General features: G+C 72.6%; 13 protein-coding genes. 2 read left to right on the top strand and 11 right to left on the bottom strand.

Annotated features, from left to right (window positions below):
• Positions 1-112: 112 nt before the first annotated feature.
• The 10 genes from BM314_RS26985 to BM314_RS27030 form a co-directional block, all read right to left on the bottom strand.
• On the bottom strand, positions 113-856 hold the full coding sequence (locus BM314_RS26985; RefSeq protein WP_091981494.1) for an ABC transporter ATP-binding protein: 744 nt from the start codon (positions 854-856) through the stop codon (positions 113-115).
• On the bottom strand, positions 849-2,678 hold the full coding sequence (locus BM314_RS26990) for a branched-chain amino acid ABC transporter ATP-binding protein/permease (RefSeq protein WP_091928227.1): 1,830 nt from the start codon (positions 2,676-2,678) through the stop codon (positions 849-851). Before BM314_RS26990 ends, BM314_RS26985 begins: the two co-directional genes overlap by 8 nt.
• Positions 2,671-3,504 (bottom strand): branched-chain amino acid ABC transporter permease, encoded by an 834-nt coding sequence (locus BM314_RS26995; protein WP_020096060.1) that lies wholly within the window; start codon positions 3,502-3,504, stop codon positions 2,671-2,673. The genes BM314_RS26990 and BM314_RS26995 overlap by 8 nt, the downstream gene beginning before the upstream one ends.
• Before the next feature lie 358 nt (positions 3,505-3,862).
• Positions 3,863-5,029: a substrate-binding protein gene (locus tag BM314_RS27000; protein WP_020096061.1), complete on the bottom strand. Its 1,167-nt coding sequence runs from the start codon at positions 5,027-5,029 to the stop codon at positions 3,863-3,865.
• 37 nt (positions 5,030-5,066) lie between these two features.
• Positions 5,067-5,912, bottom strand: coding sequence for a nitrilase family protein (locus tag BM314_RS27005; protein WP_091981496.1), 846 nt, complete (start codon positions 5,910-5,912; stop codon positions 5,067-5,069).
• A 175-nt stretch (positions 5,913-6,087) separates the two neighbouring features.
• Complete coding sequence (locus BM314_RS27010) at positions 6,088-6,714, bottom strand: ANTAR domain-containing response regulator (RefSeq protein WP_020096063.1); 627 nt, start codon at positions 6,712-6,714, stop codon at positions 6,088-6,090.
• The gene (locus BM314_RS27015; RefSeq protein WP_091981498.1) at positions 6,711-7,865 is read right to left on the bottom strand and encodes a transporter substrate-binding domain-containing protein; all 1,155 of its coding nucleotides are present in this window, start codon (positions 7,863-7,865) and stop codon (positions 6,711-6,713) included. The genes BM314_RS27010 and BM314_RS27015 overlap by 4 nt, the downstream gene beginning before the upstream one ends.
• Before the next feature lie 110 nt (positions 7,866-7,975).
• Positions 7,976-8,470 (bottom strand): hypothetical protein, encoded by a 495-nt coding sequence (locus BM314_RS27020; protein WP_091981500.1) that lies wholly within the window; start codon positions 8,468-8,470, stop codon positions 7,976-7,978.
• 10 nt (positions 8,471-8,480) lie between these two features.
• A complete protein-coding gene (locus tag BM314_RS27025; protein WP_091981502.1) occupies positions 8,481-9,635 on the bottom strand; it encodes a zinc-dependent alcohol dehydrogenase in 1,155 nt (384 codons plus the stop codon).
• 100 nt (positions 9,636-9,735) lie between these two features.
• Positions 9,736-10,314: a DNA-3-methyladenine glycosylase gene (locus BM314_RS27030; RefSeq protein WP_020096067.1), complete on the bottom strand. Its 579-nt coding sequence runs from the start codon at positions 10,312-10,314 to the stop codon at positions 9,736-9,738.
• 153 nt (positions 10,315-10,467) lie between these two features.
• On the opposite strand from BM314_RS27030, the gene BM314_RS27035 reads away from it, so the two are divergent.
• Entirely contained in the window at positions 10,468-12,192 is a 1,725-nt protein-coding gene (locus tag BM314_RS27035) for an adenylate/guanylate cyclase domain-containing protein (RefSeq protein ID WP_056524564.1), read from the top strand.
• Positions 12,193-12,314: 122 nt separating this feature from the next.
• Here the strand turns inward: BM314_RS27035 and BM314_RS27040 are convergent, their stop codons facing one another.
• The gene (locus tag BM314_RS27040; protein ID WP_091981504.1) at positions 12,315-13,574 is read right to left on the bottom strand and encodes an MFS transporter; all 1,260 of its coding nucleotides are present in this window, start codon (positions 13,572-13,574) and stop codon (positions 12,315-12,317) included.
• Between the two features lie 93 nt (positions 13,575-13,667).
• Between BM314_RS27040 and gcvA the strand changes: the two genes are divergently transcribed.
• On the top strand, positions 13,668-14,555 hold the full coding sequence (gene gcvA, locus BM314_RS27045; protein ID WP_091981507.1) for a transcriptional regulator GcvA: 888 nt from the start codon (positions 13,668-13,670) through the stop codon (positions 14,553-14,555).

The raw sequence follows: 14,555 nt of genomic DNA on the forward strand, positions 1-14,555 counted from the left end.
ACCGTCTTTGCGAGCGCAGGGAAGCAATCCAGCAGCGCCCCGTCCGGGAGCGTGGCGCGACCCTGGGTCGCTTCGCTGCGCTCGCGATGACGGTGGCGGATCCGGGTCGACCTCACACCGCCAGATGGTCGATGACGCGTGCCCGCGCGTCCGGCGCCTGCGCCGGACCGCTGTCGACGATCTCGCCGAGCTTGAGCACCGCGTAGCGGTCGGCGAGCGCCAGCGCGAAGGCGACGTGCTGCTCCACCACCAGCATGGACACGCCCGCGGCCCGCTCGGCCTGGAGCACGCCGCGCAGGCGCTCGACCATGGAGGGCTGCACGCCCTCGGAGATCTCGTCGATCAGCAGGAGGCGCGGGCGCAGCATCAGGGCGCGCCCGAGGATCAGCATCTTCTGCTCGCCGCCCGAGAGGGTGCCGGCCCGCTGGGCCAGCCGGTCCTTCAGGAACGGGAAATGGCCGAACAGCCGCTCCAGCGCCTCCGGCAGCATCCGGTCGGAGGGTACCGCGAGGCGCAGGTTGTCGCGGATCGACAGGTCCTGGAACAGGGGCTGCTCCTGCGGCGCGTAGCCGACGCCGAGCGCGTTGAGCTTGGCCGGCGTGAGGCCGGCGAGCGCCTGGCCCCCGACCGTGATGGCGCCGCCGCGCAGGGCCACCATCCCCAGGACGGTCTTGAGCAGCGTGGTCTTGCCCATGCCGTTCTTGCCCAGCAGCGCCACGATCTCCCCCGGCCCGACCGACAGGGACACGTCCTTGACGATGGCGACGGCGCCGTAGCCGCTCGACACCCGGTCGAGGGCGAGGGCGGCCCCCGCCGGCGCGATCTGCCGTGCTGCCCGCCGTACTGCCTCACCCATGGGCGCCTCCCGAGTAGATGGTCCGGACCAGTTCGGAGCCCACGACGTCCTCGACCGTGCCGTCCAGGACCAGCCGGCCCTGGTGCAGCACCACGATCCGCGACGAGATCTCGCGCACGAAGTCGAGGTCGTGCTCGACCAGCACGGCGGCGATCCGGCCCTCGGCGGTGAGCGCCTTGAGGACGGTCCCGATGGTGGTGCGCTCGGCCTTGGTCAGGCCGGCGGTGGGCTCGTCGAGCAGGATCAGTCGCGGCTCCAGCGCCACCACCATGGCGAGCTCCAGCGCCTGCTTCTGGCCGTGGGACAGGAGGCGCGTCGGCTGCGTCAGCTGGCGGTCGAGGCCGGTCATGCGCAGGACGTCGAGGGCCGGCTGCGGCAGGCCCAGCGTCTCGGCCCGCCCGACCGGGCTCAGGCCGTCGTGGGACGCCCGGGCGAGGCGGAGGCAGTCGGCCACCGACAGGCTCTCGAACACGCTCGCCACCTGGAACTTGCGCCCGACGCCGAGGCCGACGATCCGGTTCGGCGTCAGCCCGGTGATCGGCGTACCGCCGACGGCGATCGCGCCCTTGAACGGCTCGGTGCCGTCGCTGAGGCAGCGCATCAGCGTGGTCTTGCCGGCGCCGTTGGGCCCGACGAGGCTGACGAGCTCGCCCGCCCGGATCTCGAGGTCGATGCCCTCCAGCACCGTCAGGGCGCCGTAGGCCTTGGCGAGGTTCTCGACCTTGAGGATCGGGGTCCCGGTCGCCTCGGTCCCGGTCACCTCCGGCCCGGCCGCCTCGGTCCCGGCCGCCCGCGCGACGAGGCGCGGCGGCGCCGGCTGCCGCCGGCCCACCGGCAGCGCCCGCCAGAGGCGGCCGACGAGGTCGGCGAGGCCGCCCGGCAGCAGGATGATGATGACCACGAAGGCCGAGCCCAGGAGGAGCTGCCAGAGGAACGGCAGGTCGCCCGAGAGATTCGCCGCGAGGTAGTCGATCGCGACGGTGCCGAGCACCGGGCCGAGCAGCGTGCCGCGGCCGCCGAGCGCCACCCAGATGACCAGCTCGGTGCCGAACAGGAAGCCGGCATTCTCGGGCGCGACCACGCCCGAGGCGTTGGCGAACAGGAAGCCCGCGAGCCCCGCCACCGCGGCGAGGGACGCGGTCAGCCGGATCTGCAGGCGCCGCGGGTTGAGGCCGAGATAGGCGCAGCGCGCCTCGTTGTCCCGGAGCGCCACGAGGGCGCGGCCGGCATCGGCCCGGACCAGGATCCAGGCCGCCAGCGTGACGGCGATCAGGAACAGGGCCGCGAGGCGGAAATAGCCCTCGGTCTCGAAGGGCAGCACGTCGAAGCCGACGAGGCCGCTGCTGGAGCCGGTCCATTCCCCGCCCGCGTAGATGAGCTGCACGACGACGATCGGGACGACGAGCGAGATCACCGAGGCGTAGAGCGGGGTCGAGCGGTGGTAGAAGGACAGCCAGCCGACCGCGAGGCCGAGCAGGGCCGGCGCGACGAGCGCCGCCGCGATGGCCGCGGCGATCCCGAGCGGCGTCGCCCCGTAGGCGGCGAGGATCATCGCGGTGGCGTAGGCGCCGATGCCGAAGAACGCCGCCTGGCCGAAGGTCAGGATCCCCGCGAAGCCCCAGAGCAGGTCCACCGTGACGGCCAGCACCGCGTAGATCATCGAGCGGGTCAGGACGTTGACCGCGAAGGTGTCGAGGACGAGCGGCGCGATCCAGAGGGCCAGCGCCGCCAGGCCCGCGACCACGAAGGGCGCGGCGCGGGACAGGCGGCGTCCGCGGGGCGCCGCGGCGGCACGCTCGGCGACGGGCAGGGTCTCAAGCACGGGAGAAACCTTTCGGGCTGATCCGCAGCACGAGGGCGGCGAGCACCGCGACGGCGATGCTGCCCAGGATCGGGCTCACGAAGGTGCTGATCAGGACCTGCGCGGCCCCGAAGACCAGGCAGGCCGCCGCGAGCGCCAGGTACGAGGCGTCGGCGACCATCACCAGCATGAAGGCGCCGATCAGCCAGGAGACGCCCATGTTCGGATCGACGCTGGTGAGCGGCGTGAGCAGGACGCCGGCGAGGCCCGCGAAGCCGGCGCCGAGCATGAACACGACGAGGCGCACCCGGCCCGTGTCGATGCCGAGGCTGCGCGCCAGGGTCTCGTTCATGATCACCGCCCGGGCCGAGAGGCCGAGCCGGGTCCGCTCGATGGTGAGCGCGAACAGCGTGCCGATCGCCAGCGCGATGCCGAGCGCCACGAGGCGGTAGGCCGAGTAGTCGACGCCGAGGAACGCGACGGTGCCGGCGTAGAGGTTCGGGGTGAGCTGGACGTCCCGGCCGAAGGCCAGGGTGATGAGCTGCCCGACCACGATGCCGAGCCCCCAGGTGGCGAGAATCGCGTCCAGCGGCCGCCGGTAGAGCGGGCGGATGATGAAGTGCTCGGCGAGCCCGCCGAGCGCCGCGCCGACGACGAAGGCGAGCGGCAGGGCGAGCCACGGATTGAGCCCGAGCCTGGCGGTCACCACCGCGCAGTAGGCGCCGACCGTCAGCCACGCCCCGTGGGCGAAGTTGATGATCTTGAGCACGCCGAAGATCGCCAGGAGGCCGATCGCGACGATGAACAGGATCGCCGCCGTGGTCAGGATGTCGAGGGTGAGCAGCATCGGGGATTCCGGGTGCGCGTGTCGTCGCGGGCTGAGGGAGGGATTTGGCGGGTGACGACGGTCCCCTCCCCCTCTGCGGGCTTGCCGAGTCACGTATCGACCACGGCACCGCGGCTTCCGGACCGGGCGCGGGTCCCCTCTCCCGTGCGGGAGAGGGACAGGGGTGAGGGGTGTGACCTCTCCGGAGAAGTCTCGTCCAAGACAGCGCGACGACGGCGCGCTCGATCTTGGAGCGTCTAATCCCTCACCCCAACCCTCTCCCGCACGGGAGAGGGGGCACGTGGCGCTCCGTCATCGACGTCGGCGCGAGACGGGTGGATATCGTCGCCCGCCCGGGCGAGGCCTCGTGCCCCGCTCCTCACTGCAGCTTCGGGCACTGCTCGCCGGGATCGACGTCCTTGAAGGTGCCGGCGACCTTCACGGTGCCGTCCTTCTGGATCTGGCCGAGATACATGGTCAGCGGCGCGTGGTGCTGCTTGCTCATGGTGATCGTGCCCCGCGGCCCGGTGAAGCTCACGGTCGGGAGCGCCTCCAGGACCTTGGCGGTCTCGGTCCCGCCCGCCTTCTCGACGGCGGCCTTGTAGAGGTAGATCGCCTCGTATTCCGGCACCGAGAGGTCGTTGGGCGTGCGCAGCTCCGCGCCGAACTTCTTCTGCATCGCCGCCAGGAACGCCTTGTTCTCCGGGCTGTCGATCCCGGTGACGTAGGAGGCCGAGAGGTAGACGCCCTCGGCGTCCGCGCCCATGCTCTTGGCGGTGCCCTCGTCCAGCGCGAGGTTGGCGAAGGGCAGCGACACGCCCGCGCCGCGCAGCTGCTTGGTCAGCGTCACGTTCGGCGCGCCGCCCGCCGTCGAGGTGATCAGCGCGTCGGGCTTGGCCTCCTTCAGCTTGGAGATGATCGCCGTCCAGTCGCTGCCGTCCATCGGCAGGTATTCCTCGCCGACCACCTTGCCGCCGGTCTTCTCGACGTAGCTCTTGGCGAAGCCCAGCATGCCGCGGCCGAAGGCGTAGTCGCTGCCGATCAGGAAGTAGGTCTTGGCGCCCTTCGCCTTGAAGGCGTCCACCACCGGCGGCACCTGCTGCTCCGGCACCCAGGCGTCCACGAACATGTTCTTGTTGCAGGAATGGCCCTCGTAGAACGAGGTGTAGATGTACGGCACCTTCCCCTTGGTGACGGCGGGCAGGCCGGCGTTGCGGGCCGCGCTCGTCTCCATCGAGATCAGGACGTCGACCTTCTTCTGGTAGATCAGGCTGTCGAAGGCCTTCTGGGCGCCGGCCGCCCCCGAGGCGTCGTCGGCCACCTCCAGGACGAGCTTGCGGCCGAGGACGCCGCCCTTGGCGTTGATCTCCTCCACGGCGAGCTCGGCCGACTGCACCACCGAGGGGGCGACGACGCTGTTGGCGCCCGACAGGCCGATCGGGATGCCGATGACGATCGGCTTGCCGTCGGCGGCCTGCGCGGCCGTGGCGGCCTGCGCGGCGGCTAGGGCGAGCGCCGCGGCGCCGACGAGGGACCATTTCACCATGAACGAACTCCTTGAATGACGACGGTGCGAAGCGGGCTCAGCCGTAGATGTCGGCGCGGCGGTCGCGCAGGAGCGAGTTGAACGCGTTGAGGTCCTTGCGCCCGGCCGCGTCGAGGTCGACCAGCGCCGAGACGGTCTCGGTGCGGCCGCGGCTCGCCGGGCCGGCGAGCGGCCAGCCCTTGGGGCCGATGATCAGGCTCTGCCCCTCGAAGGGCTGGCCGCGCTCGATTCCGACCCGGTCGGCGCAGGCGATGAAGATCCCGTTCGAGTGCGCGGCGGCCCGGTGCAGGGTGTTGGCCATGGCGGCCTCGCCCGCGGGCTGGTCGGGCATCGGCACCCAGTTGGTCGGGATGCAGACGATCTCGGCGCCGGCGAGCGCCAGCTGCCGGAAGGTCTCGGGGAACCAGCCGTCGTAGCAGATGGCGACGCCGACCTTGCCGAGCGCCGTGTCGAAGACCGGGAAGCCGAGATCGCCCTTGGCGAAGAACACGTTCTCCTGGTCCCAGAGATGCGCCTTCCGGTAGGTGCCGATGTAGCCCTCGGGCCCGACGATCACGGCGGCGTTGTAGAGGGTCTCGCCGGCGGATTCAGCGATCCCCGCCACGATGTGCACGCCGAGCTCGGCGGCGAGCGCCGCCCAGGCGCGGGTGGTCGGGCCGTCCGGCACCGGCTCGGCCAGCGCGGCGGCCTCCGCGGCGGATTCGAACACGTAGCCGGTGCTCGCGAGTTCCGGCAGCACGATCAGCCGGCCGCCCTCGGCGGCGGCCGCGCGGACGAGGTCCGACGCGCGCGCCATATTCGCGTCGACCGCGCCGAATTCCGGCTCGAACTGGATGCACGACACCCGTATCGGCGGGCGCGCGGGATCGTTCGCCTGGACCATGAGAGCTCCGAAACGCAAAAAGCCCCTGGGCGCGGAGACAGATCGTCCGCGAACCAGAGGCTTCAAAGCCGTGATGTCGTGCAGCACTGCTGCTGCGGGGCAACCTTGCCCGGTTAGACTACGATACGCACCCCGAAACAGACCGCAAGACCATAAATGCGGCAGGCTGCTGCGATCAAGTCTTTTCCGCCAACGCGATGCGCAGGCCGAGTCCGCTCATCGCCTCGTGGGCGGAGACCACGCTCTCGGCCACGCTCGCCATCGGCACGCGGGCGGCGGTGGCCCGGTCCCGGAGCATCTTGTAGGCGGCGTCCTCGTCGATCCGGTTCAGGTCCACGAGCAGCCGGACCGCCTTCTCGACGGTGCGGCGGCCCTTCATGGTCTCCTCCAGCCGGTTGATCTTGCTGGTGAGCCGGCCCTCGTAGCCGCGCCGGTAGCGGGCCAGGGCGAACTGGGTGAGCACGCCCCGCGGGTGGAGCGGCTTGTTGAGCACGCCGTGGGCGTTGACGTCCGCGATCGCCTTCAGCGAGGTCGGGCTTTCGTAGGCCACGATGGCGATGACCGCCGGCTCGATCGCCTCGATCGACGGCAGCAGGTGCATCACCTGGGCGTCGTCGAGCTGGATGAACAGCGTGTCGATGTCGGCCGGCAGGGCGGCGGGCGGCGGCCACGCCAGGGAGACCGCGCAGCCGAGGCGGCGGAGCTGCTCCAGCAAAGCGGCGGCCTCCTCGTCCCGGGGATGGATGACGAGGGCGCGGGCGCGCCGCAGGTCGTCCAGGATCTTGCGGGCGGGGGCGGTCACGCGGCGAGCCCCTCCTCCAGCCAGTTCGTCTCGAACCGGGACCACGCGAGGTACGGGTCGGGCCGCACCGGCCGCCGCGCCCGCCAGACGACGTCGAACTGCCCGTCCGCGCGGGCGACCCCGATGCCGGGGGTGAGCCAGATGTGGCGCGTCTCGCCGTCGAAGGCGAGTTCGCCCTCCGGCGCCGCGAGGCGCTGCCGCAGGGCCGCCGCGCCGAGGCGCTCGGCGTCGAGGGTGCCGGCCTCCGCGAGCGCCCGGGCGAAGAGGTGGACCTGCGCGTAGGCGGTCTCCGACCACATGCTGGTGGGGCGCTCAGGCCCGAACCGGGCCTGGAAGGCGGCGACGAAGCGCCGGTTCTCCTCGCCGGGCAGCGCGCCGAAATACGGCGCCGCGAGGACGTGGCCGGTGCAGTGCTCGGGGCCGATCGCGCGGATCTGGCCCTCCGCCAGGGTGAGGCTGGCGATCGGGCAGCGGGCGCGGTCGATGCCGGATTCGGCGTAGGCGCGGTAGAGCCGCTCGGCGCCGCGCCCCACCACGGTGGAGAAGACCGCGTCCGGAGCGGCGTCGCGGATCGCCGCGATCATGGCGGCGTGGGCCGCGTCGTCCGCGTCGAGGGCCGCGTACAGCTCGCCCGCGATGGTCCCGCCCTTCGCCTCGATCAGGTCGCGCATGACCCGGTTCGATTCCCGCGGGTAGATGTAGTCGGAGCCGATCAGGAAGATCCGCGGCCCGTGCTCCTGCATCAGGTAGTCGGCCAGTGCGAAGACGTTCTGGTTGAGGGTCGCGCCGGTGTAGATGATGTTCTCCGAGTACTCGAAGCCCTCGTAGATCGACGGGTACCAGAGCAGGCCGTTGTGCCGCTCCACGGTGGACATGACCGACTTCCGGCTCGCCGAGAGCGAGCAGCCGAACACCACCTCGACCCCGTCCTCGGCGAGCATCCGCCGGGCCAGGGTGCGGTAGGCGTCGTTGTCGCCGGCGGGGTCGTAGCAGACGGGCTCGATCGGGCGCCCGAGCACGCCGCCGGCCCGGTTGATCTCCTCGATCGCCAGGGCGGTGCCGAGGAAGTGCTCGGTCTCGGTGATGCCGCTCACCCCGCTGCGGGAGAACAGGACGCCGACCCGCCACGTCGCTTCATCCTTGGCCGCCATGGTCCCCCCGGGCTCGCCGCAGGCACCCGGGGGGCTGCGCGCCCCGCTGTCCTAGCCGAGGGAGGACCCGCCGCGAAAGCCGTTCCCCGCGCCGTCGTCCGGGGGCGGCCCTAGCGCCGCTCCGCGCGGGCGAGGCGCGAGACCAGGATCCCGAGCCCGATCGCCGCGCCGGTCAGCGCGAGCTTGCCCGCCAGCCCGGACCGGTTGTGGGCCAGCTCGGCCCGGGCGCCCATCTCGGCCGGGACGTTGGGGACGCGGCCCCGCGCGAGGTCGTCGACCACGCCCTCGACCACGTTCACCCGGTCGGCGGCCATCAGCATCAGCCAGTGCGCCCACTGGGACTCGCTGTAGCGGAACGCCTGCCGGCGGATGACGCCGCTCACGCCGCGCGGCGGGGTCGACGTGCCGACGACCGCCGGCCGGGCGTTGTACTCGATCGAGGTGAGGACCTCGACGCGCGCCCGCTGCTGCGGCGGCCGCGTCCAGTTCATGCCCCGGCTGTCGTCGCGCGCGATGTCGCGCATCGGGTAGGTCGGATCGTTCTGCGGATCCGCGTCGACGCCCCAGCCCGGGACCGTCGACGGATCGATCGGACGGTTTCTCATCGCCCCCTCCTCACGCGCGTGCCGTCGGGGGGACCAGGACCGGCTTGATGCAGCCGTCGAGCTTGGCCGAGAAGAGGTGGTAGGCATCCGCGGCCTCCTCGAGGGGCACCTTGTGGGTGATCAGTTCCTTGGGGTTCAGGCGGCCCGCCTCGATATGGGCGATCAGCTTCGGCAGCAGGCGCTTCACCGAGGCCTGGTTGGCCCGGATGGTGATGCCCTTGTTCAGGACGTTGCCGATCGGGATCAGGTTGCCGGTCGGCCCGTAGACCCCGACGATCGAGACGATCCCGCCCTTCTTGACCGCGTTGATCGCCCAGTGGAGCGCCACCGCCGAGCCGCCCTCGAGCTTCAGCTTGGTCCCCATCAGGGTATGCAGGGCGCTCCCCGCCGCGTCGCCGCCGACCGCGTCGATGCAGACGTCGGCCCCGAGGGAATCGGTGGTCTTCTTCAGGAAGACCACGGGATCCCCGATCGAGCGGAAATTGTAGACCTCGGCGGGACAGTACCGCCGCGCGAAGTCGAGCCGGTACTCGACGTGGTCGATGACGATCACCCGCCCGGCCCCGAACAGCCACGCGCAGCGCGCTGCCATGATGCCGACCGGTCCGGCGCCGAAGACCACGACGGTGTCGCCGCGCTGGATCCCGCCCATCTCGGCCGCCTGATAGCCGGTCGGCACGACGTCGGTGAGCAGCACCGCGTCGTCGAGGTCCATCGTCTCGGGGATCTTGCACGGGCCGACATCGGCGTAGGGCACCCGGACGTACTCGGCCTGGCCGCCGTCGTAGCCGCCGGCGGTGTGCGAGTATCCGTAGATCCCGCCGACCGCGGTGGCCTGCGCGTTCGACTCGTGGCAGTTCCCGAACAGCCCCTGCCTGCAGAAATGGCAGCGGCCGCAGGCGATGTTGAACGGGACCAGCACGTGGTCGCCGACGGCGAGATTGCGCACGCCGGAGCCGACCTCCTCAACAACGCCCGTGAATTCGTGGCCGAACGTCGTGCCGACGCGCGTATCCGGCACCATTCCATGGTACAGGTGAAGATCAGATCCGCAGACGCAGGTTCGCGTAACTCGGATGACCGCATCCTCAACATGCTCGCACACGGGGATCGGCTTGCGATCGACGCGCACGCGGTACGGCCCGCGGTAGTTCATCGCCAGCATGCCGGGGCTCCCTCGTCCACGACCGGGGAACCGCAGGCGGATGCCCAAGTTCCCGGCAGCCGCGGCGGGGCGCGAGGTGACGCGCGGTGGGCGGCCGCCCTCACCCGGCGGCCGGCCCTGCCTTCCGCGCCGGGCGGCTCACGAACCGGGAGCCGGCGAGCAGGAAGCGCCAGGGCGTCTCGGCGCCGCGGGTGATGCCGATGCGCCGGTCGCTGACCACGTCGACGCCCCCGGAATCGCCCGCGGCGCGCGGCTCGAACCGGAACGGCGCCCGCGCGAGGGGCGCCCCGTCGAGCGCGTCGGTGACGCCGAGGGCCTGGCAGAGGCGGCCGGGGCCGGCGCAGAGGAGGCGCGGATCCTCCAGGCCGCGGCGCGCCCGCATGGCGGGAAGCCCCTCGGTCGGCGCGAGGGCCCGGAGCAGCACGGCGCTGCCGGGCTCGCAGACGAGGTTCAGGCACCAGTGCATCCCGTAGGACCGGTACACGTAGGCGTGGGCCGGCGGGCCGAACATGCTGGCGTTGCGCCGGGTCGGGCCGCGGAAGCTGTGGGAGGCCGGATCGGTGCTGTCGTAGGCCTCGGTCTCGACGATGATCCCGCCGGCCGCGCCGACGAACAGGCGGGCGCCGATCAGGTCGGAGGCCACCGCGGCGGCGCTGCGGGCGAAGAAGGTGTCCAGCATCGGGGCTCCGACGCGGGCGGCCCCGCGCGATCCGCGTCGCCGGGATCCGGCGAAACGCGGGCGATTAGAAATAAATCGGACGCAACGGAAGTCTTGCTGGTACGAGGGGCCCGTGAATGGCGGGCCCAGAACCGATCCCCTCGGACCTCCAGCATGGTGCGCACAGCCTCGATCGCGACGCTCCGGTCCGCCGAGTCGGGCGCGCAACCCCGGTCGGCCCCGCGCGCCGCGCGCCTGCGCCTGAACCTGCGGCGCCTCCGGCTGGCCAGCGGCCTGATCCTGTTCGGCTACGTGCTGACCCACCTGCTGAACCACGCCCTGGGCAACGTCTCCCTCGACGCCATGGAGGACGGCCTCGACCTCGTCACGGCCGTCTGGCTCAACCCCGTCGGCCTGACGCTGCTCTACGGCGCCCTGGTGGTCCACCTGCTGCTCGGGCTCCAGGCCCTCTACGCGGCCCGCTTCTTCCACTGGCGGCCGTCCGAGACCCTGCAGCTGGTCTCGGGCCTGCTGATCCCGCCGCTGCTCATCAGCCACATCGTCGGGACCCGGGTCTCCTTCGTCACCGAGGGGCTCGACAAGGGCTACGCGCAGGAACTCTACGCCTTCTGGATCGCCTCGCCGATCCTCGGCCTGATGCAGGTCACGGTCCTGGTCGTCGCCTGGATCCACGGCTGCATGGGCTTGTATTTCTGGCTGCGGCTGAAGCCCGGCTTCGACCGCATGGCGCCCTGGCTGCTGGCGCTCGCGGTGCTGGTGCCGGTCCTGTCGCTGCTGGGCTTCGCGCAGGGCGGCCGGATGGTCATGACCCTGGCGCAGGATCCGGCGTGGCGCGCGGCGGCGCTCCAGCCGGTCCATGTCGGGCTGCCCGACCAAGTGGCGCGGCTCGCCGCCGTCCGGGACGGGCTGCTCGGGACCTACGCGGGCCTCGTGGCGGCGGTGATCGCGGCCCGCGGCGCGCGGACGCTCGCCGAGATCAAGCGCGGCACGATCCGGCTCAGCTACCCGGACGGACGGGTGGTGCGGGTACCCCGCGGCACGAGCGTCCTGGAGGCGAGCCGGCGCAACCGGATCCCCCATGCCAGCGTCTGCGGCGGCCGCGGCCGGTGCTCGACCTGCCGGATCCGGGTGACGGACGGCAGCGACGGGGCGCCGGCGCCCGGCCGCACCGAGCGGGCGGTGCTGGAGCGCATCGCGGCCGGCCCGGGGGTGCGCCTCGCCTGCCAGTTCCGGCCGGAGACCGACATGGCCGTGGTGCCGCTGCTGCCGCCGCAGCCGCGGATGCGCCAGGCCGACCTGCTCGACCGGGCGCAGTCGGGCGAGGAGCGCTTCATCGTGGCGATGTTCGTCGACCTGCGCGGCTCGACGCGGCTCGCCGAGGAGCGCCTGCCCTACGACACGGTGTTCATCATCAACCGCTTCCTCGGCGCGGTCGGCGACGCCGTGCGCGAGGCCGGCGGCTCGACCAACCAGTTCCTCGGCGACGGCCTGCTGGCCCTGTTCGGCCTGGAGACGGAGGCCGAGGCGGCCGCTCGGGAGGCCCTGAGGGCGATCGACCTCATCGCCGAGTCGGTCGACACCCTGAACGGGCTCCTGGCGGCCGACCTCGAGCACACCCTCCGGTACGGGATCGGCGTGCATGCCGGCCCGGCGATCGTCGGCGAGATGGGCGACGCCACCGACGCCCGGTTCACGGCGCTCGGCGACACCGTCAACGTCGCGGCCCGGCTCCAGGGCCTGACCAAGGTCCTCGGCTGCGTGGCGGTGGTGTCGGAGGCGGTCTACGCGGCGGCCCGTGTGGCGCCGGCGGAGATCCGGGACGTGGCGGTGGACGGACGGTCCGAGGCCGTCCGGGTCAGCACTCTCGGAAACGCCTGACGCGAACGTCTTTGCGAGCGGAGCGAAGCAATCCAGAGTGGCACCGCGGTTCTCGGCGTCGCGCATCCCCGGGTCGCTTCGCTGCGCGCGAGATGACGGGTGATCCGAGCGGACGGCGCGCCTCAGGCCCGGTGCCGGTGCGCCGCCCCGAGGCGCGGCGCCAGGGCCAGCATCAGCGGCACCACGGCGAGCGCCGTCCCGGCCGCCGCCACGGCCGCCCAGTGCGGGCCGGCCGCGTCGCCGAGCCGTCCGTAGAGCAGCGGCGCCGCCAGCGCGCTGCCGCCGAGCGTCCAGGTGTAGAACACCGCGAAGGCCCGCTCGACCTGGCCGCCCGGGGCCAGGTCCGGCACCGTGCCGTAGAGGACCGACGAGGTGCCGTTTAGCATCACGCCGAGCAGCGGCAGCAGGATCAGCCCGGGGGCCAGCGGCAGCACGATCACCGCGAGGATCGCGAGCGCGGTCCCGGTCTCGGTGAGGATCACGGTCCGGGTCACGCCGAGGCGTTCCCCGAGGCGCCCGCAGACCGCCTTGCCGAGCGCGCCGCCGACGAAGACCAGCGACAGGGCGAGGCCCACCGTGGTCAGCGCCGCGCCCTTCTCCTGCAGCAGGAACGGCAGGTAGAGCAGGAAGGCCGGCCGCGCGGCGTTGTCGAGCATGCCGATGGCGACGAGGAGCCGGAAGCCCGTGCCGCTCCCCGACCCGGTCGCGGACGGGTGGGGCGCCGGACGCGCAGCGGCGCCGCCGCTGCGTGACGCCGGCTCACGCGGCAGCAGGCGCGCGACCGCGAGCGCGACCACGATCCCGGCGCCGGCGATCACCCAGAGCGCGTGCCGCCAGCCCGTCAGGGTCAGCAGCAGGCCGACCAGGGGTGGGACCGCCGCCTTCCCGAGATCGCCGGTGAAATTGTAGGTGCCGAGCGGGCCGCGGGCGCCGGGCCCGTAGGCCCGGGCGATCACCGCGGACGCCAGGGGATGCTGGGTGCTGCTGCCGGCGCCGCCGAGCAGGAGCCCGATCCCGAGCCCGACGAGGCCGCCCGAGGCGCCGGCGATCGCGTAGCCGGCCGCGCTGAGCACGGTGCCGAGCACCAGCACGGTGCGGGCACCCCAGGCCTGGGCGAGGCGGCTCGCCGGCATCTGCAGCGCCGCCAGGGCGCCGTTGTAGAGGGAGCGCAGGAACGCCAGGGCGACGTAGTCGAGGCCGAACTCCGCCTGCCAGACCGGCAGCAGCACGTAGATCAGGTCCGTGTAGCCGTCGTGCAGCGCGTGGTTCACGCCGGTGGCCACCAGCGTGCGCCGGGCGTCCGGCAGGGACGCGGCCCGGGGGGATGCGGTTTCGGAAGACGCAGTTTCGGAAGACGCGGTCAGATCGGACGCGACGGACATCCAGCCATCCTTCGTGGTGCGGCATTAGGATGGCGCCCTGGCCCGGAGCTGACAAACGACTTATGCTGACACTCGCGTGAGGAAACCTGACCCGTGCACCGTCGCCTGCCGCCGCTGAACGCCGTGAAGGCCTTCGAGGCGGCCGCGCGGCACGGGAGCTTCACCCGCGCGGCGGACGAGCTGCGGGTCACCCACGGGGCGGTCAGCCGGCACGTCCAGACACTGGAAGGCTGGCTCGGGCTGCCGCTGTTCGAGCGCCACAACCGGCGGGTGGTCCTCACCGAGGCCGGCACGGCCTACGCCACCGAGATCGGCGCCGCCCTCGACCGCATCGCCCTGGCCACCGCCCGGCAGGCCGAGCGCGGACGGCCGCGCCTGCTGCACGTGAACGCGCTGGCGACCTTCACACTCCGCTGGCTGATCCCGCGCCTGTCGGGCTTCCAGCGGGCCAACCCGTCGATCGAGGTGCGGCTGACCACCTCGAACGTGCCCCTCGCCAGCCTGGCGGAGCCGTTCGACGTGGCGATCCGGGGCGGGCCGGACAGCCGGCCGGGCCACCGCGCGGAGCCGTTCCTGTCCGAGCGGCGCATCCCGGTCTGCAGCCCGGACCTGCTGCGCCGGCTGGCGCTTCGTGTGCCGGAGGATCTCCAGCAGCACACGCTGCTGCACGCCGCGACGCTGCCGCGGGTCTGGCCCGACTGGCTGCGCGCGGCGGGCGTCCCGGACCTGGCGCCGCGGGCCACGGTGACGCTGGAGCATTTCTACCTGACCCTCCAGGCCGCCCTCGACGGGCTCGGCGTCGCCATGGGGCCCGAGCGGCTGATCGCTGACGACGTCGCGGCCGGCCGCCTGACCCTGCCCTTCCCGGGCCCCGCCCTGCCCGCGCGGAGCTACTACACCTACATCCCCGAGCCGCGGGCGGAGGATCCGGCGGTCCGGGCCTTCTGCGGCTGGCTCGCCGAGGCGGCGCGGCATCCGTAA

The sequence above is a fragment of the Methylobacterium sp. 13MFTsu3.1M2 genome, assembly GCF_900112625.1.
GTDB lineage: Bacteria > Pseudomonadota > Alphaproteobacteria > Rhizobiales > Beijerinckiaceae > Methylobacterium.

Coding starts and splice junctions, on each gene's coding strand:
- BM314_RS27030 (WP_020096067.1), bottom strand. CDS start 10,314: ATGCTGGACACCTTCTTCGCCCGCAGCGCCGCCGCGGTGGCCTCCGAC.
- BM314_RS27025 (WP_091981502.1), bottom strand. CDS start 9,635: ATGCTGGCGATGAACTACCGCGGGCCGTACCGCGTGCGCGTCGATCGC.
- BM314_RS27035 (WP_056524564.1), top strand. CDS start 10,468: ATGGTGCGCACAGCCTCGATCGCGACGCTCCGGTCCGCCGAGTCGGGC.
- BM314_RS27040 (WP_091981504.1), bottom strand. CDS start 13,574: ATGTCCGTCGCGTCCGATCTGACCGCGTCTTCCGAAACTGCGTCTTCC.
- BM314_RS26995 (WP_020096060.1), bottom strand. CDS start 3,504: ATGCTGCTCACCCTCGACATCCTGACCACGGCGGCGATCCTGTTCATC.
- BM314_RS27020 (WP_091981500.1), bottom strand. CDS start 8,470: ATGAGAAACCGTCCGATCGATCCGTCGACGGTCCCGGGCTGGGGCGTC.
- BM314_RS26985 (WP_091981494.1), bottom strand. CDS start 856: ATGGGTGAGGCAGTACGGCGGGCAGCACGGCAGATCGCGCCGGCGGGG.
- BM314_RS27000 (WP_020096061.1), bottom strand. CDS start 5,029: ATGGTGAAATGGTCCCTCGTCGGCGCCGCGGCGCTCGCCCTAGCCGCC.
- BM314_RS27005 (WP_091981496.1), bottom strand. CDS start 5,912: ATGGTCCAGGCGAACGATCCCGCGCGCCCGCCGATACGGGTGTCGTGC.
- BM314_RS27015 (WP_091981498.1), bottom strand. CDS start 7,865: ATGGCGGCCAAGGATGAAGCGACGTGGCGGGTCGGCGTCCTGTTCTCC.